Genomic DNA, 18,375 nt, shown 5'->3' on the forward strand with positions numbered 1-18,375 from the left:
CCCTCAACGTTTAGTTATGGTTGATTAAATATTTTTTGAAGGCTTCAAAATCAACTTTCAAAGATTCTGCTAATTTCTCTTTTCCTTGCAATGTTTCTGCGCCGACAGGCAAAACTATTTTTTCGAATACATCTGCGGCTATTGCATCCGGGAATTTGCAGGGATGTGCTGTCGATAAGAAAACTGAAGCATACGGACCGGGGTACTCATTTGCATAAGCACGAGCGCCAAGCCAGGCAATTGCTGTATGCGGACAGGCGATATAATCCGATTCTTCAAGTAATTTCTGCATTCCTTCTTTTGTTTCTTCATCTGTAAATGTATAAGAAGAAAGCATATTTTTTAATTCAGCCACATTTCCGCCAAAGAGATCCTGTATACGTACCCAGTTGCTTGGATTTCCCACATCCATGGCATTGCTTAGGGTTTGAACAGAAGGCAGTGGCTCATATTTACCTGAAGAAAGGAATCTAGGAACGGTATCATTGACGTTTGTTGCTGCTACAAAATGTTTCACTGGAAGTCCCATTTTATAAGCCAATAAACCAGCTCCAATATTACCAAAATTACCACTCGGCACTGTAAATACGACCTCATTGACTCCTTGTGACTTCAATTGTGCATACGCATAAAAATAATAAAATGTCTGTGGGATCAACCGTGCTATATTGATTGAATTAGCGGAAGTCAAACGCAATATAGCATTAAGTTCGGCATCACTAAAGGCTTGTTTTACCAATGCCTGACAATCGTCAAAGGTTCCTTCTACCTCAATAGCACGAATATTTTGTCCATTAGTGGTCAGTTGTAATTCCTGAACCTCCGAGACTTTACCTTTAGGATATAGTATCGTCACACGTGTTCCTTCTACTCCCAAAAAGCCCAAGGCAACAGCTCCACCGGTATCGCCTGATGTCGCAACAAGTACGTCCAGTAATTTATCGTCAGTCTTTGAAAAATAGCCCATGACCCTACTCATAAAGCGAGCCCCAAAATCCTTAAAGGCATAAGATGGCCCATGAAATAGTTCAAGCACAGCGGTGCTGTCGGTCAAGAATTTTACAGGAGCATCAAAATTGATGGCATCGTTCACAATCTGTTTTAAATCGTCTTTGGGAATATCATTTCCCAATAGTGTAGAAGCTACTTCAAAAGCAATCTCCTGCAAGGAATACTGTTGAATATTCTTAATAAACAGCGGATCCAATTGTGGTATCTCTTCAGGCATATACAATCCTTTGTCTGCAGGGAGAGAATTGAAGACCGCATCTTTGAAGGAGACTTCTAATGTTTTATTATTTGTACTATAAAATTTCATATGTAAATAATCTTTTTGTAAAGGCCGATAAAACATCCTGTTATTTTCATTCGTGTTGACTTTAGAATGTGGATATTTCATTTTATTATCTTTTCTGAGGCAATGATCAATTAACCTAAGATTTTATAAACCTCGTTTCTGTCCTTAAATAATTTTTAATCTAATATTCTGGGTCCTTCCACATTGACACGGGAAACATAGCCAAAACTATCAATTTCATTTTCTTTGAGATGAGTTTGTATTTTGTCGGCAATATCCTTTGCTATTTTTTCATCCCGTGTTATTGCAACGACGGAAGGTCCTGAGCCAGAAATACCAAAACTCAAGGCGCCATTTTTCAAGGCAATCTCTTTCATTTCATAAAACTGAGGAATTAAAATTGCACGGGTTGGTTCAATAAGAATATCTTTCATGCTTCGCGCAATAAGATCATAATCTTCCTTGAACAACGCGGCAACCAATCCCGCGATATTACCCCATTGTGTCACGGCGTCTTTTAACAGCACTTTATCTTTTATAAGTTGTCTTGCGTCACGTGTGGGAACATCGACCTGTGGAAAAACGACCGCTGCTACAAGCTCTTTTGGTGAAGGGATGGAAATAACATCCAAAGGTTCATTTCCCCGAATTAATGTTATGCCTCCATAAAGCGCCGGGGCAACATTATCGGCATGGCCCGTACCGCAAGCCAAACGCTCACCTTCAACACAAAATGGCAGTAATTCTTCTTTTGTCAAAGGGTTTCCAAGCATGGTATTGATGGCAAAAAGCCCAGCCACGGTACTTGCTGCACTGGAGCCAAGTCCCGATCCAATTGGCATATGTTTATGCAATTCAATTTCGACACCTACCTTTGAAGAGATATTCAAGGCTTGTAATAGATATTGAACACAGGCAGATACCGTATTCTTACCGGGATCGAGTGGTAGTCTTCCATCGTCGCCAGTTATTTCCCGAATCGTTACTCCAGGTTGTTGCGTGCGCCGCATAACCACCTCATCACCGGGTTCCTCGACAGCAAAACCCAATATATCAAAACCACAGATCATATTTGCGACAGTTGCAGGCGCAAAAACACGAACTTCCGACAGCATACTGTCTAAATTTATCACCTTATCCTTGAGATACTCCACATTTAAATTATTGGCCATCACGTAATTTTTATTTTCCTTGAATAGTTTTTATGCTCCAACATTTACCAAATCTGCAAATACACCGGCAGCTGTCACCTCAGCCCCCGCACCAGGACCTTTTACTACGAGGGGACGTTCTTTATAGCGCTCTGTTGTAAACGATATAATGTTATCGCTGCCTGATAAAGCATAAAAAGGATGGTTTTCATCAACAAACTGAATCGCAATGGATACTTTTCCATTTTCCAATTTCCCGATATAACGGATTACTTTATTTTCATTAGCAGCTTTCTTCTTCATTGCTTCGAAATATTCGTTTTCTTGCTGCAATTCTGTATAAAAAGAATCTACAGTATCTGCTTTCAAACATGCTGGAGGTAATATTGCGCCGAGGTCTACGTCTTCGGCCTCAACAGCATACCCGGCATCTCTTGCCAAGATGAGCATTTTACGCATAAAATCTATACCACCTAAATCATCTCTTGGATCTGGCTCGGTATATCCAAGCTCCTGAGCCTGTTTGACGACATCATAGAAAGAAGCATCTGCTTTAAAATTGTTAAAAATATAGGAGATTGTCCCTGAAAGAATAGCCTCTATCTTCACGATACGGTCACCACTCAACATCAAGTCTTTAAGCACCCTGACGATAGGCAATCCAGCACCTACATTTGTTTCATAAAAGAAATCTACACCGTGTCGATGAGCAGTATCACGGAGTGTTTTATATTGCTCGTATTTACCTGAATTCGCAATTTTATTGCAAGTGACGATCGAAATATTGGATTTAAAGATATCTTCGTAGTAGGTCGCCGGTAATTTGCTTGCAGTATTATCGATAAATACACAGTTCGGTAAATTCAGTGCCTTCATTCGATCAATAAACAATGCCAGGTCTGATTCAGTTCCATTTTTAGCAAGTTCATCGGACCAATTATTTAAATCAACACCTTCGGTATTAAAAAGCATTTTACGGCTATTGGAGATTCCAACAACCTTAATTTCAATATCATTTTTATCCAAAAGGAATTCATGCTGATTTTCCAATTGTTTAAATAAAGTTGCACCAATGTTACCGGTACCGATATTAAATACATGCAAAGTTTTCTTCAGCTCTGCGAAAAACGCGTCATGTACCGCATTAAGTGCCTTTGCTAAATCTTCCTTACCAATAATTACAGATATATTGTATTCAGATGAGCCCTGCGCAATAGCCCGGACGTTAATACCGTTCCGTCCTAGCGCTGCAAATAACCGACCGGACATACCGGGAGTTTTTTTCATATTTTCACCAACGATGGCTAATACAGACAGGTTTTCTTCAATCGCAGGAACGACCAGTTTATTCGCCTGGATTTCAAGCTCAAACTCCACTTCGATCAATTGTATAGCACGTTTGGCATCTGATGGATTGACAGCAAATGTAATGCTATGTTCGGAAGAAGACTGAGTGATTAGCACAACATTGATCTGCTCTCTAGCCAATAGCGTAAAAAGCCGTCCGCTAAAACCCGACTTACCGATCATCCCTGATCCACTCAGATTGATGACAGAAATATCGGAGATCGAAGAAATTCCCTTGATTGGCAGAGCGGTTTTTCCACTATCAAACTGAATCACAGTCCCTGAGAAATCAGGTTCAAAAGTATTTCGAATAACAATCGGTATTTTCTTTAAGAAAGCCGGAATCATCGTAGGAGGATAAATCACCTTAGCACCGAAGTAAGATAATTCCATTGCCTCTGTATATGATAATACAGGCAGGGAAAAAGCTTTCTTCACAATACGTGGGTCGGCGGTTAACATCCCATTCACATCTGTCCAAATTTCAATGGCTGTTGCGTCCAGTATTGAGCCGAAGATCGCTGCAGTATAATCTGATCCACCTCTTCCCAAGGTGGTAATACGCCCATTTTCATTACTTCCGATAAAACCTGTAACAAACAGCAGCTTATCACGATGCGTTATGTACAAGGATTTGACCAATTGCTCGGTTAGCATTTCATTTAAATGAGCATTACCGAAATTTGAATCTGTTTTCACATAATGGGATGCATCTACAAATAGAGATTCAGGAATATATTGTTCCATCACCTTAGATACCATATAATTTGAGCAACGCTCACCGTAACTAAGGATCAAATCTTTACTTTGATTGCTCAGCTCCTTTAGCGCAAAAATTCCTTGGAGGAGATCTTCTATCTCATTAAAAAACAACTTTAGCTTTGTAAATACAGGATTTTGATATTTCACAGCCAGAAGCTCTTTAACAACCGTAAAATGCTTATCTTCCAGGGACTTTAGGCCATCTGAAAAGGACTTTCCTTCTGCAGCGTCCTCAGCCAACTGGGTAAGCAAGTTCGTTACACCAGACATAGCTGATAACACAACCAATGGCTTTTCCTTTGCATCATAAGATTTTTTTACAATACTTAAGACCGCCTTTAGACTTTCTACCGTACCGACCGATGTGCCTCCAAATTTTAAAACTTTCATACTATTTTATACTGTTTGTTTAGATTGATGATTTTTGTGTTAAAAAAAGAAGCGCTTTCCTTTGTCGAGGAAAGCGCTTCTAAATATTGTGTCTACAATTATATACAACGAAACTACTTCCTCCTGAGTTTTATCCCGGTGGTAATAATAATCGATGTAATAATTGTATTTGTGTTCATTGCTATTGCTTATGTTTTGTAAATATAGAACAAATATTATCACTTTACCAAAGAAAATTAATATTTTTTTTAAGATTCACAATGGGAACCCAAATAGAGTGGTATTCTATCAGATAGACATTTTTTTTAAGTGTAGCAAACAATCTACTTTATGTAGCCGACGATTGACAGAACCATTAATTTTCAATAAGTCCAGGTGGGTCCGATAAAGATGTTAAAATTGTTAAAATTTCGTTAAATACCTTAAAATAAATTTGACCTTAAACTGATATTGTATTATATTCGCAACAGTGCTGTCCAAAATAGATGACAGTGTTGAATTTTTAAAAGTTAAATGTTGTACAAAAAAGCGATTTAATGAAAACAAAGAAATTTATAGCGTCAATGCTATTTATCGGCTTATGTCTAGTGTCGCAGGCACAAACCAACAGAAACTCCAAACCAGAATCAGATCCTGATAACCTAGCGAAAGAATACTTTTCACAAATTATGGGAGTTGCAGTCTCAGCAACAACAAATACCAAACTTTATCAATTTGTTTACGAATGGTTGGGTACTCCATACCGTCTAGGAGGAGATTCAAAAAGAGGCATTGATTGTTCTAAATTTTCTTATGAATTATACGACAAAGTATTTAATACTTCGTTAGGATATAATAGCAGAAATCAATATTCTCAAGTCAAAACTGTCGAAAAAAATGAGCTAAAAGCAGGTGATTTGGTATTCTTCAAAATTAGAAGTAAAAGTATCACCCATGTCGGTGTTTATATTGGCGACAATAAATTTGCACATGCCTCATCTAGCAAAGGAGTTATGATCAGCAATTTAGATGAACCATACTGGAGACGTTATTATTACAATGGCGGTCGCTTACCAGAAGATAATAGATCGCTTACTGCAGAAATATTAAAAGCAGAAAAAGATAATAAATTGAATTAATAAGATCGGTTCGATCTAGGAAAGTCCAAAGCGTTTAACTCGTTTTGGACTTTTTTTATACAATATAATATCCTATTTTTACCCTATAATCATTGGAATACTATTATGTCTTCAAAGAAAACGCTCATCTTAAATAAAGAACAAATAAAACAAAAATCTATTCGGATTGCCTATCAAATTTTGGAAGACAATTTTGAAGATGAAACACTTGTATTAGTAGGAATTGCCGACCGGGGTTATGTATTTGCGCAACGCCTTCAAGCAATTTTACAGGAGATTTCAACGAAAGAAATTCTGCTGATTAAAGTTACCATGAAGAAAACGAGTAGATCACTGAGTGCAAGCACAGACATACCTGTTGATATTGCAAAAGACAAGACCATCATCTTGGTTGATGATGTGTTGAATAGTGGTAGAGCCTTAGCTTATGGACTGGGTGTATTTTTGAACGTTCCACTGAAGAAAATGAGAACGGCTGTATTAATTGATAGAAGCCACCATAAGTTCCCTATATTTAGTGACTACTATGGCACGAAGCTTTCAACGATATTAAGAGAACATGTTACCGTTACTCTTGAAGAATTTGATAAAGAAGAAGATGCAGCATGGTTAATTTAAACCATGCTGTTATTTCTTTGAGACTTTCAATTTCATCCCCGGTTTTATCCGGCTTCCGTTTAAATCATTTTCACTTTTAAGTCGACCGACTGATGTACCATTTTTATCTGCGATATCAGATAAAGTATCGCCTTTCTTCACGACATAGTAAGCTGTACGTGTAGCGCTAGCGGCATGCTGTTGATTCTTCTTTGAAGATCTTTCTGTATTACGAGCTAATTTCGCGTTTACGAAATCATCCTCCTTTTTTATCAGTAAGTTTTGTCCAGGGACAATTTGATTGCCGCGCAGGTTATTCCACGATTTTATATCCTGTACTGTTACTTCAAACTTGTCAGCAATGGAAGCGAATGTCTCACCAACTTTCACTTTATATTTGCCATTTTGTAAAGGTTCACTCAAATTTTCCGTCTGACTAAGAGTTGCGGAAGATATTGGTGTGTTGAGAGCTGCATACAATTCTTCTGAGGCAATCTTTTTATCCAAGACAGGTAACACCAATCGCAATGGAGACTCTTCGGTACCATTTAATACATTTCTTTTAAAACTAGGATTCAATGCACGTAATGTCTCTTTTGAGACATGTAAAGCATCCGCTATTTGGTTCAATGAAATCCGTTTATTGATATCTAATGCTTGAGTTCTTAGTGAAAGTTCAGTATCCGCAGCATTGATATCATTTTCGTCCGCGTATTTCATCGCATATGTCATTGCGATGAACTTAGGGATATAGTTTTGGGTCTGTTGTGTTAGATATGGTGCGATATCCCAAAAAGTAGCATTCTCTTTTCCGGAACGTTGGATCGCACGGCTAACCGCTCCTTTACCACCATTATAGGATGCTATCGCTAATAGCCAATCGCCATATTCATCGTAAGCTTCTTTTAAGATTTTTGCGATGGCATAACTAGAAGCAATCGGATCCATACGTTGGTCGGTATAACTGTCCACTGTAAGATGATAAGTTTTGGCTTCATAATACATCAATTGCCATAAGCCTGTTGCTCCGGCACTGGAGATATCGCGTGGATTTAATGATGATTCGACTACACTTAGATATTTGAGTTCCCGTGGCACTCCAACTTCATCCATGATTTTATCAAACAATGGGAAATAGTATTGCCCTAGTCCCATCATCCTACACATATAAGGGTTATAATTATCCGACGTATATTTAGCAACCAGATCTTTCACTCGCGGTGAGTAGTCCAATGGAACCTCACGTTCTATTGCTTTCAGTTTCCGCACGAGCTGTATATCTTCATCTGTAATTTCAGCATCATGCTTCCCGTTATTTCCGGAAGATTTTATACTGTCAAGGTATTGGTAAATCTCTTGTTTTTCTTTTTCGATACTTTTTTGAAAGAAGGTATGGGCGGCTTCTTTCATGCCTTCTACAGCGCTTTCTTGGGCCATGAGTGGTAGTACATAGCATACCCCTCCTAGTATTGAAATTAACGTCTGTTTTCCGATCATAAATTTACTGTTAAATCCGAGTTTGATTCATCTGCTGAAAAATCAACAATAATCTAAACGTTTAGAAATGGATTTTAGTATAAAAATGGTTTTCGCCCTATTTAGCTGTAGGTCGAGTATAAAACAAAATACGATTTTGTTCCTCACAAAATCGTATCCATGCTATATGGGATCAAAACCTCCCTTATTTGTTATCTTCTATTTCAGATTTTTTTTCAGGTGAAGACTCATCTTTTTGGCCTTCTTTAAATTCCTTAACTCCTTTACCCAATCCGCGCATCAATTCAGGAATCTTCTTGCCACCAAATAATAGTAACAATATTACTACAATGACAATTAACTCTTGCCCCCCGATTCCCATGATTAATAATGATGTTGACATAACTATAATTTCTTGTTTTTCAATTCTTTTAAACTAAAACTTTTCTCTCTCTTTACAAATGTAATGATAATTATTAAATATAGTAATTATTTCTTATCTCGCCAACCATGACATCGGATTCAGCGGTGTTGTTCCTTGTAGCACAGAAAATTCTACCATCGGAACTCCCGTATCCGAGTCCACATCAGCCGTTCCTATAGTTTGGCCCGTGCTTACTTTTTGCCCTTTTGAAACACTTACACCAGCCAAATTCATATACACAGTAAAGTATTCACCGTGTTTAATCATGACAATACGCTGCCCCATCATCGATACTATACTCAAAACTTCTCCATTAAATACTGCTTTCACAGCCGAACCGCTTGATGTTTGTATTTTAACAGTTTCGTGATCCCAATTGACATTTCTACCGACACTTTCCGAACCAAACTCTTGCATAATCTTCGCATTAGAAACAGGCCAAGGTAAACTACCGCGATTAGATCTGAAGTCATTTGAAAGTTTGACTGCTTCCGGTGTGCTACGTAAGACTTCAGAATCTGATTTTCGAGTAGTATTACTGCCTTTCGAACTTGTATTGTTCTTACCTTTTGTAGTTGATGTAGACTCATTCGCTTTGCGGTTACGCTCAGCAGCCGCTTCTGCCGCACGACGTGCCGCCTCAGCCCGTCGACGTTCAGCCTCAATTTCTCTTCTAATGATCTCCTTAATGGCCGCATTAATACGACGCTCCTCTTTTTGCTTTTGGGTAATATCTTTCTTGACACCGCGCTCTGTAACAATCAATTCACTCAATTGTCCAGAATAAACAGATCGCTGTTGAGATATTGTTCTTTTCTCATTTTCCTGCTCTTTCATCAAGGCAACCTGTTTGTTTCGGTCCGCCTGCAATTGAGCTATTTTTTGTTCAATCTGTTTCTTGGTATTTTCGATATCAGCAGCTTTCAGCTTTCTAGAATCATTAAACTGTTGTAAGTACTTAACCCGTCGGAACCCCTGATTAAAATCCTTTGATGCAAAAATAAACATCAATTTATTATAGGCATTTCGGTTTCTGAACGCAAACATCACCATCTTTTCATAGTCACGTTTCATCTTCTCCAATTCAGCCTTCAACTTATTTACGGCAGCGGTATTGGCATTGATATGTTTGTTGATTACAGCGACTTCCGAAGTAATGGTATTTATCTTCTGCTCGCGCAAATTAATCTGCTTACTCAATGCTGTCACTTGTTGTTGGGTCAGTGATTTTTCCTTTGCAATCTCTTTGACCGTATTTTGTAATTCAGCAATTTCGCGGTTGAGTTTCTCACGCTGTTTTTCAAGTTCAGCCCTAGTCTGCGCCGATGAAATCCCAATCATGAATAGGAAAGCAGCTATACCAAGTATTGTCTTTTTAAAGTTCATTTACAGTACTATTTTTTTGTGTTTGCCATCTTTCTATCCTATCAATTCACCCTATACTTTAGCAAACTAATTGCGAAAGTAATAAATCTAAAGGAAATAGACAGCTTCTCATCGGATTACTTTATAACGTGACGATACTGAAAAAGGCATTTCGACCGGTTCATTAAAAGTCACTTTGTTAAAATTTATCTCTGTTTTTATCTCTTGACGACCATCAGAAATGATCATTTTTAAAAGCATAGGAAATTCCTGCCCAGAAGCCATGGCATATTCGCCGTAATTGGCTTCCAACAACTGTTTCTTTGAAAGTTGCGCTAATCTAAATTGATAAGGCCTATTGTTATTATTTAATTTATATAAAAAATCTAGTTCATTCAGTTTGCCATCTAACTGGACAGACATCGAATCCTGCTTAAAATTAACCTGATCAATATCGGACAATAGATTCACCGAAAGATTTGCAAGCAACAAATCTTGTAGGTTCCCGAAAGTTAAATCCGGGCTGGCAAAACGATATAGATAGTCAAATGGCTTAACCATATATTCGCTCTGAAATTTATTTAAGATTTGTACACTGTCTGGAGTTATCAATACCCGGGCAACTTCTATACCCAGTGTGGCAGAAATGGAAATCCAAATCCTTTTATCTTTCTCTATTCTAATAGTGGAAGTGACATCATAATTATCCTTCCCAAGATCGAGACGCATTTTTGCTTTTCCAGAAAAAGTAGAATAATTCAAATTAGTCAAAAAAAGATTACGTAAGCTATTTTTCTTTGCTTCCCTTGTATTATCTTTTATCGTCAACTCATTTTCAGCTTTCAGATCAGCACCTTTTAGTAGCTTCTTCTTAGAACTACAAGAAGAAAGCAGCAACACAACAGCACTAACCCAAACAATTTTATTCCACATAGCTTTTAGTCTCAATCTTCTTTTTCAATTTCAGCTTACTCTCCTCCGTATCAGTCCCCTTTTCTAAAGCCAGGTTCCACTGCTTAACGGCATCTGTTGTTTTCCCTAACTTACTAAGAATGTCGCCGTAATGCTCCAGCAATACAGACGTTTGCGGATTTGTATTTTTTAACGCTTTTTGAATCCACACCAGCGCATCATCATATTTTCCGTTTGCGAAAAGTACCCAAGCATAGGTATCTTCAAAAGTTCCATTATTGGGCTGCAATTTCGTCGCCATTGCTGCATACTTTGTAGCATCATCAAGTCGTTCTTTTCTTAACGACAAATAGTATGCTAAATTGTTCATGGCCGTCACATTTGTACTATCCAATCGAATAGCTTCGATATAAGCCGCATCAGAGGCTTTATACATCTTAAGTGAATTATAAATATCACCTAATCCGCCATAAATATTTGCCTGTAGAAAAGGTGATTCATCCTGTGCATTATTAAGTGCGGCTTCCATAAACTTCCGGCTATTCTCCATGTCTTTCTTCATCAAATAGGCCATGCTTGTAAAATAGAGTATGGTTGCATTATTGGCCACATAGTGTAGCGCTTCCCCACCATGTGCAATGGCTTGATCAAATTCGCCTTTGTCCATATCCAAACTCATCAGCATCCGCCAAGCATCAATTTGATAAGGGTTCATACTCACTGCAACTGCTAGCGAACTTTGAGCGGCTGACTTATCGTCTCTCAACCATAACACTTGTCCCTTTGCCATATGGCTTTCGGCAATACGTGGATGAACTTCAACCAAGATATTGACCAGTTCCAAAAGTTGGTCTTTTGAATAGGGGCCCTTCGGATTCAACAAGGTCATTATAATCCGATTCTTATCTGCAAAGTCAACTTTCTTAGATTGAAATCCTTGTTTAAGTGCATCGAAAGATAATTTCATCTTTTTATCAAATCGATAGAGATCAGCCAAATCGAAATAAAGAAAATCCTCTTTTGTTGTCTGAATTCCTTTATTAATATAGTCCAATGCAAGCTTCGAGTTTTTGGAAAGATTATAAGCTTGTGCTAATTGACCATATACTTGAGCCAGCGAAGTTCCTTTGTCTGCCCAGGGTTTCAAAAGATCAATGACCGCTTTATAATTACCAGCATCATTTAACAAGACACTACCAACCATGTCCAATGTATCAGAAGCGACTGCAATCTCTTTGGTTTTATAGAAATACTCCAAAGCCACATCCTTGTATCCGCCATTGAAAAGGAGCATGATACGCTCCCGTTTTAGTGAGGCTGTATTATTGTCATCTTGATCTATCAACTTATCGAGATAGATTAAAGCACTATCCGCCTCGTTTTTACTTTTAAACGCATCTACGGCAAAACTTAGATATTCAGGCTTAGACTGAATATTCAACGCTTCTTTTATGGCTTCGATTGCTCCATCTTGATTTCTCATCTGTGCAAGAAGGATTGCCTTTGTAAAATAGATATCATCTGCTTGTGGGTAATCCGCGAGTATGGCGTCCAAAGAATCCATCCCTGGACCAATTTTCCCTTGCTTCAATATTTCCTGTACGTTTTTGAATCGTGCATCGTAAGGTTTAGGTTTTTTATCCGAAGATTGTGCCTTTAATGAACCCAGTGCTATTAGAAATACACCAATAAAACTTAAAAAAAATCGTTTATCTAAAAAATTCAATCTCATCTACTTCCGCTATAATAATTTAAAAATTCTTCCTGCAATATACTAACTAATGTAACAATATTCATTCGAGGAAGTTGTAAAAATATTGAGATTAGTGGGGCTCGTTTGAAATTCAACTCGTTTTCAACAAAATAAGCAAAATAGATTTTAAAATATAGAATAATAGATGTACCTTTGCAGACCCTTGAGATAAGGGAAGGAAAAATATTTTAATAAATTATTTAAACAAAAGCAAGTGAATACGTTAAGTTACAAAACTGTCTCTGCCAACAAGAACACCGTTAACAAAGAGTGGATCGTTGTTGACGCTGAAGGAGAGATTTTGGGGCGCTTGGCGAGCAACATCGCGAAAGTAATTCGTGGTAAGCATAAGCCTACATTCACCCCTCACGTAGACTGCGGAGATAACGTGATCGTTATCAATGCGGACAAAATCAAATTGACAGGAAACAAATTAGGCGACAAAGTTTACGTTCGCTACACTGGATACCCAGGTGGTCAACGCTTTGTTTCTCCAAAAGAGTTAATGGCTAAATTCCCTGAACGCATCATTGAAAAAGCTGTTCGTGGTATGCTTCCTAAAAACCGTTTAGGTCGTCAATTGTTTAAAAACCTTTACGTTTATGCTGGTACTGAGCACAAGCATGAAGCACAAAATCCAAAACCAGTTAAATTTTAAGGAGAATCGTCATGTCAACAACTAACACTTCAGGAAGAAGAAAAACTGCTGTTGCCCGCATTTACTTAACTGCTGGTAGCGGAAACATTATCATAAACGGTAAAGACTACAAAGAGTATTTCCCAACATTACCTTTGCAATACATCGCTACACAGTCATTGAACGTAGCTGGTGAATTAGCAAACTTTGATGTAAAAGTAAACGTTAACGGAGGTGGTGTTAAAGGTCAAGCAGAAGCTGTTCGCTTAGCGATCGCAAAAGCTTTGGTTGAACTTAACCCAGAAGTTAAACCTGCATTACGCGCTAAAGGTTTAGTAACACGTGATGACCGTATGGTTGAACGTAAGAAACCAGGACGTCGTAAAGCTCGTAGAAGATTCCAATTCAGTAAACGTTAATCAAAGGAGGATCAAAAAATGGCAAGAACTACTTATCAAGATTTATTGGATGCAGGTGTGCACTTTGGTCACCTTACACGTAAATGGGATCCGAAAATGGCTAAGTACATTTTCATGGAACGTAACGGTATCCACATCATTGACTTGAACAAAACTCTTACGAAATTAGAAGAAGCTGCTTCAGCTATCAAACAAATCGTAAAATCAGGTCGCAAAGTTTTATTCGTTGCAACGAAAAAACAAGCAAAAGAGATCATCGCACAACAAGCAAAAGAGGTTAATATGCCTTTTGTAACTGAGCGTTGGTTAGGTGGTATGCTTACAAACTTCGCTACAGTTCGTAAGTCTATCAAAAAAATGTCTAACATTGACAAAATGCAAAAAGATGGTACATACGATGTATTGTCTAAAAAAGAGAAGTTGATGATTCAACGTGAGCGTATCAAATTAGAAAACCTTTTAGGAGGTATCGCTGATTTGAACCGTTTACCAGCTGCTTTATTCATCATCGATGTGAAAAAAGAACACATCGCTGTTTCTGAAGCAATGAAATTGAACATCCCTACTTTTGCAATGGTAGATACAAACTCTGATCCTTCAAATATTGATTTCCCAATCCCAGCAAATGATGACGCTAGTAAATCTATTAGCTTAATCGCCGGTATCATTGGTCAAGCAATCCAAGAAGGTTTGGACGAGCGCAAACGCGACAAAGAAGAAGAAGCTGAAAAAGATGCTGCTGCTGCTAAAGCAAAAGCTGATAATGGTGAAGCTTCAGAAGCTAAACGTCCTCGCAAAGCGAAAGACGGAGAATAATATTTTTATTCCAAACCGGATGGCGTAGCGTTAGTTTCTGGAAAAGTTTACTTTTCTTGAACTAGCCTCTCTGTCCGGTTTTTTGGTTTAACAACACTTGTTTATCAAGGAATGTTAAACTTCATATTAGCTTAACATGTTTTAAGTTAATATTGTACAAATTTCAGTCGTAAATAATAATAAAAAGAAATAAACATGTCAGTACAAATTTCTGCATCAGATGTAAACAAATTGCGTCAACAAACTGGCGCTGGTATGATGGATTGTAAAAAAGCTTTGGTTGAGTCTAATGGTGACTTTGAAGCTGCTGTAGATTACTTGCGTAAAAAAGGCGCTAAAGTAGCTGCTAGCCGTCAAGATCGCGACTCTAACGAAGGTGTTATCATCGCTAAAGCGACTGCTGATGGTAAATCAGGTATCGTAGTTGAAGTTAACTGTGAAACTGACTTCGTAGCTAAAAACGCAGACTTCGTAGCTTTCGCTGAAAAAATTGCAGATCTTGCATTAAACAATAAACCTGCTTCTTTGGAAGAATTAAAAGGTTTGGAACTTGATGGCAAAAACATCGCTGATTCTTTAATCGAGCAAACTGGTGTAATTGGTGAGAAAATTGACGTTTCTAAATACGAAACTATCACTGCTGAAAAAGTTATTGCTTATATCCATGGGAACTACCGTCTAGGTGTATTAGTAGGTCTTTCTGCTGATGCAGCTGGCGCTGAAGAAGCTGGTAAAGATGTAGCAATGCAAATTGCTGCAATGAACCCAATTGCAATTGACAAAGATGGTGTTGATCAAAACACAATCGAGCGTGAAATTGCCATTGCTAAAGAACAAATCATCGCTGAAGGAAAACCAGCTGAAATGGCTGAGAAAATTGCGCAAGGTAAATTGAACAAATTCTTCAAAGATACAACTTTGTTAAATCAAGAATTCGTAAAAGATTCTTCTAAAAACATCGCTCAATTCTTAGATTCTGTTTCTAAAGGATTGACTGTAACTGCTTTCAAACGCGTACAATTAGGCGCATAAGCATACTTCCATTCCCATTCAGAATGGAAATTTTAAAGCAGGAGCTATTCGATGAATAGCTCCTGCTTTTGTTTATATCTCTACCTCCATTTATTCCTGAACTATTTTTATCCGCTCCACCGTAGCTTTTATTTTATCCCAAATTTGTGTAACTTAAGGATACATAAAAACTGGACAGCATATGGGCATGTTAAAGGAAAACGCGTTAAAAGGAAAACGAATTTTGATTACGGGTGGTGGTACAGGTCTAGGGAAAGCCATGACAGATTACTTTCTCGAGCTTGGCGCCTCTTGCCTGATCACAAGCCGTAAAGATTATGTTATACAACATACAGCAAACGAATTATCGGAAAAACATCAGGCAAAATGTCTTGCAGTAGCTGGAGACGTGCGAAATTATGAAAATGTCGAACGCGTCGTTTCCTATGGATATGAACATTTTGGGGGGATAGATATCCTCATAAACAATGCTGCTGGAAATTTTATCTCGCCTACCGAACGTTTAAGCCACCGAGCTTTCGAATCTGTTATTGGTATCGTGCTCCAAGGGAGTATAAACTATACCCTAGCGCTGGGCAAACGATGGATTGAGGCAAATGAACAGAATAAAGCTATACTCAGTATCGTAACAACTTATGCTTGGACGGGTTCGGGATATGTTGTTCCTTCTGCAACTGCTAAAGCCGGAGTTCTTGCGCTAACCAGATCTCTAGCTGTAGAATGGGGAAAAAAAGGAATAAGACTCAACGCTATAGCTCCTGGTCCATTCCAAACTTCGGGCGCCATGGAACGGTTACTCCCGGGCGAGTTAGGCGAACTCCTCTCACCTACCAAACGTATCCCCTTAGGCCGCTTGGGCAAACTGGAGGAATTAGCTAACCTCGCGGCCTATCTGGTATCCGATTATGCGAGTTATATCAACGGAGATGTTATCACGATAGATGGTGGCGAATGGCTTAAGGGGGCTGGAGAGTTCAATGGATTAGATATTATTCCTGAAGATCAATGGGATACTATTGAAAAAATGACCAGAAATGCAAAAAGCACTTGATAACCGTTTAAAACAACGAATGATTTATATTTTATTGTGAATACATAACTGTAATCCATGTAGATTTAAGCGAGGAAAAAGTAAAGTCTTTAATTCATTTTTCTTAGGTTTGTAGCGATTATTTTCCAATAGGGTCTGTACATATGATGAATTTATCTTTCGAATCTCAAAAAATCAAACACAAACAAAAATTAGAACTAAACAAAACAGGTTTTGATTTTGCGTTAGTTTATATATCCGAAGGCACACTCGTATCGAAAGGAAATAACTTAAAATTTTCAAAAGAGAATTTACTTTTTTTGAATAAAGATTTCGAAACACTTGAGACAAAAAAGGATACAACCGCATTTGTACTCTATTTCTCAAACTCCTATTTTAAAGACCTGCACTTTATACAACAAAATTTCAGACTTTCACACAATCCTATTGATATCTTCAACTCGAAGACTTTATTAAATAAAAGCCTATCGCTTAAAAAGGAAAATAAAAAACTAATCGAGCGGGTAATATCTCTGATTCAACAATATGAGTGTGAAGATACAGCAGAATCAATTTTTATATTCCACCAGATAATGTCCCTCTTCGCTTTAGTCGAAAATATATTGAAGGATCTGGAGCTACCTATTAACGAGTCATATGAAATGTCTCAAGAAATCGATCAATACATACAGCAAAATATTTATTTCCCGGATAAATTGCAAATCAGGTCAATCGCAGATCAGTTCCAAATTTCAGCAAATTATTTTGGGGCATTTTTTAAAAAAAGATATTCAAAAAGCTACAAAGTATATATAGATGATATTCGTATTAAACTAATTGAAGAGAGATTAGCATCCAACAGATACACAATGAAACAAATTGTAGAAGAATTAGGATTTAATGATGAAAGTCACCTAACCAATTTCTATAAGAAGAAAAGAAACATTACACCCAGCTCTTATAAAAGAACTAAAAATAGTGCTTAATTGTCAAGCTGGATTATACCATTAAGATCATGATTTAAGGAGCGTTGAATGGCCTCATCCAAAATAAGAATCTTTTTTCCTTGAAAGGTATCTGCATCATCACTTTCAAAATTTGAGGTACTGGAATTAAAAGAATCCAATTTCATCGGGAAATAAATTGGGTTCTCGTCTTCAGCTCGACCAATGGTCAATAAAATATTGTAGCCTTGTAGGCGTAAACTCTGTAAAGTCTGATAATTTAAACGCTTGAAGATCATAGTCCCTATTTTAAGATAGAACAAACATATAATTACATTGTTTTAATGCTTTAATCATTTTTTGTGTTTTTATCTTTCAGAAGGATATTCGAACCCAGAATCTCTTAATACTTTTGGAATAATAGTTTTGCCGAATAAATTCAAAACTTTTTTTTTTGAGAACTGTTTTACAAATGAATAACATGAGTAGGATTATGTCAAAAAAAGAGCATAAAAATGGGAAAGTCGAAGAAGACTATTCCGATATGGATCAGGACCTTGCTTTCAATGAAGAGCTTGACAGTTATGAAATGGATGTCGATGATAATGACCCAGATTATGACCACCCCGCCGACTATGATACAGTAGCTGAGGGCTCAATTGATGATGATTCAACATACGATGATTCTAATCCATTTGTCGGAGATGAATATGCAACACAAGATGAGCTCGAAGAAGAAGATCTAGATAAAGCTAACATGCGAATTGAGACTTTTAAACATGAACGGCTATCCCCTTTGGACAAGAAATTAGCCGAGAACGAAGAAGATCTGAGAGATGATCTTGATGAAGAGGGATATCCCAAAAACAACAGGTAGTTTTTCCGAAAATAACATAGTTTTGAAG

General features: G+C 37.6%; 18 protein-coding genes. 9 read left to right on the top strand and 9 right to left on the bottom strand.

Annotation, left to right across the window (positions count from 1 at the left end; translation table 11 throughout):
- Positions 1 to 10 precede the first annotated feature (10 nt).
- The 3 genes from thrC to thrA all read right to left on the bottom strand — a co-directional run bounded on the left by thrC (position 11) and on the right by thrA (position 4,947).
- Positions 11 to 1,318: a threonine synthase gene (thrC, locus tag CBM24_RS23275; RefSeq protein WP_088163763.1), complete on the bottom strand. Its 1,308-nt coding sequence runs from the start codon at positions 1,316 to 1,318 to the stop codon at positions 11 to 13.
- Positions 1,319 to 1,473: 155 nt separating this feature from the next.
- Positions 1,474 to 2,412 carry a homoserine kinase gene (locus CBM24_RS23280; RefSeq protein WP_088163765.1) on the bottom strand — a complete coding sequence of 313 codons (939 nt, stop codon included), beginning with the start codon at positions 2,410 to 2,412 and terminating at the stop codon, positions 1,474 to 1,476.
- 87 nt (positions 2,413 to 2,499) lie between these two features.
- Positions 2,500 to 4,947, bottom strand: coding sequence for a bifunctional aspartate kinase/homoserine dehydrogenase I (thrA, locus tag CBM24_RS23285; RefSeq protein WP_088162915.1), 2,448 nt, complete (start codon positions 4,945 to 4,947; stop codon positions 2,500 to 2,502).
- Positions 4,948 to 5,483: 536 nt separating this feature from the next.
- Here thrA and CBM24_RS23290 point away from each other — a divergent pair.
- Positions 5,484 to 6,065: a C40 family peptidase gene (locus tag CBM24_RS23290; protein WP_046671999.1), complete on the top strand. Its 582-nt coding sequence runs from the start codon at positions 5,484 to 5,486 to the stop codon at positions 6,063 to 6,065.
- 105 nt (positions 6,066 to 6,170) lie between these two features.
- Entirely contained in the window at positions 6,171 to 6,683 is a 513-nt protein-coding gene (locus CBM24_RS23295; protein WP_070563077.1) for a phosphoribosyltransferase family protein, read from the top strand.
- 9 nt (positions 6,684 to 6,692) lie between these two features.
- Here the strand turns inward: CBM24_RS23295 and CBM24_RS23300 are convergent, their stop codons facing one another.
- From CBM24_RS23300 to CBM24_RS23320, 5 genes are all read right to left on the bottom strand, one after another.
- A complete protein-coding gene (locus tag CBM24_RS23300) occupies positions 6,693 to 8,159 on the bottom strand; it encodes a LysM peptidoglycan-binding domain-containing protein (protein WP_088162916.1) in 1,467 nt (488 codons plus the stop codon).
- Positions 8,160 to 8,343: 184 nt separating this feature from the next.
- Positions 8,344 to 8,541 carry a twin-arginine translocase TatA/TatE family subunit gene (tatA, locus tag CBM24_RS23305; protein ID WP_088162917.1) on the bottom strand — a complete coding sequence of 66 codons (198 nt, stop codon included), beginning with the start codon at positions 8,539 to 8,541 and terminating at the stop codon, positions 8,344 to 8,346.
- Positions 8,542 to 8,634: 93 nt separating this feature from the next.
- Positions 8,635 to 9,948: a murein hydrolase activator EnvC family protein gene (locus CBM24_RS23310; RefSeq protein ID WP_088162918.1), complete on the bottom strand. Its 1,314-nt coding sequence runs from the start codon at positions 9,946 to 9,948 to the stop codon at positions 8,635 to 8,637.
- Between the two features lie 108 nt (positions 9,949 to 10,056).
- On the bottom strand, positions 10,057 to 10,860 hold the full coding sequence (locus CBM24_RS23315; protein WP_088162919.1) for a DUF4292 domain-containing protein: 804 nt from the start codon (positions 10,858 to 10,860) through the stop codon (positions 10,057 to 10,059).
- Positions 10,850 to 12,571: a tetratricopeptide repeat protein gene (locus CBM24_RS23320; RefSeq protein WP_088162920.1), complete on the bottom strand. Its 1,722-nt coding sequence runs from the start codon at positions 12,569 to 12,571 to the stop codon at positions 10,850 to 10,852. The genes CBM24_RS23315 and CBM24_RS23320 overlap by 11 nt, the downstream gene beginning before the upstream one ends.
- A gap of 235 nt (positions 12,572 to 12,806) precedes the next feature.
- Between CBM24_RS23320 and rplM the strand changes: the two genes are divergently transcribed.
- The 6 genes from rplM (at position 12,807) to CBM24_RS23350 (ending at position 17,512) form a co-directional block, all read left to right on the top strand.
- Positions 12,807 to 13,250 (top strand): 50S ribosomal protein L13, encoded by a 444-nt coding sequence (gene rplM, locus CBM24_RS23325; RefSeq protein WP_046671993.1) that lies wholly within the window; start codon positions 12,807 to 12,809, stop codon positions 13,248 to 13,250.
- Between the two features lie 11 nt (positions 13,251 to 13,261).
- Positions 13,262 to 13,648 carry a 30S ribosomal protein S9 gene (gene rpsI, locus CBM24_RS23330; RefSeq protein ID WP_070563091.1) on the top strand — a complete coding sequence of 129 codons (387 nt, stop codon included), beginning with the start codon at positions 13,262 to 13,264 and terminating at the stop codon, positions 13,646 to 13,648.
- Between the two features lie 18 nt (positions 13,649 to 13,666).
- On the top strand, positions 13,667 to 14,464 hold the full coding sequence (rpsB, locus tag CBM24_RS23335; protein ID WP_075994149.1) for a 30S ribosomal protein S2: 798 nt from the start codon (positions 13,667 to 13,669) through the stop codon (positions 14,462 to 14,464).
- A gap of 195 nt (positions 14,465 to 14,659) precedes the next feature.
- The gene (gene tsf / locus CBM24_RS23340) at positions 14,660 to 15,496 is read left to right on the top strand and encodes a translation elongation factor Ts (RefSeq protein WP_075994150.1); all 837 of its coding nucleotides are present in this window, start codon (positions 14,660 to 14,662) and stop codon (positions 15,494 to 15,496) included.
- Positions 15,497 to 15,683: 187 nt separating this feature from the next.
- Entirely contained in the window at positions 15,684 to 16,547 is an 864-nt protein-coding gene (locus CBM24_RS23345; RefSeq protein WP_088163767.1) for an SDR family oxidoreductase, read from the top strand.
- A gap of 143 nt (positions 16,548 to 16,690) precedes the next feature.
- The gene (locus tag CBM24_RS23350; protein ID WP_088162921.1) at positions 16,691 to 17,512 is read left to right on the top strand and encodes a helix-turn-helix domain-containing protein; all 822 of its coding nucleotides are present in this window, start codon (positions 16,691 to 16,693) and stop codon (positions 17,510 to 17,512) included.
- On the opposite strand, the gene CBM24_RS23355 is transcribed toward CBM24_RS23350, so the two are convergent.
- Complete coding sequence (locus tag CBM24_RS23355) at positions 17,509 to 17,769, bottom strand: hypothetical protein (RefSeq protein ID WP_088162922.1); 261 nt, start codon at positions 17,767 to 17,769, stop codon at positions 17,509 to 17,511. The genes CBM24_RS23350 and CBM24_RS23355 overlap by 4 nt on opposite strands.
- 182 nt (positions 17,770 to 17,951) lie before the next feature.
- On the opposite strand from CBM24_RS23355, the gene CBM24_RS23360 reads away from it, so the two are divergent.
- Positions 17,952 to 18,347 (top strand): hypothetical protein, encoded by a 396-nt coding sequence (locus CBM24_RS23360; protein ID WP_232475617.1) that lies wholly within the window; start codon positions 17,952 to 17,954, stop codon positions 18,345 to 18,347.
- Positions 18,348 to 18,375: the final 28 nt, after the last annotated feature.

The organism is Sphingobacterium sp. G1-14 (genome assembly GCF_002196555.1).
GTDB classification, from domain to species: domain Bacteria; phylum Bacteroidota; class Bacteroidia; order Sphingobacteriales; family Sphingobacteriaceae; genus Sphingobacterium; species Sphingobacterium siyangense.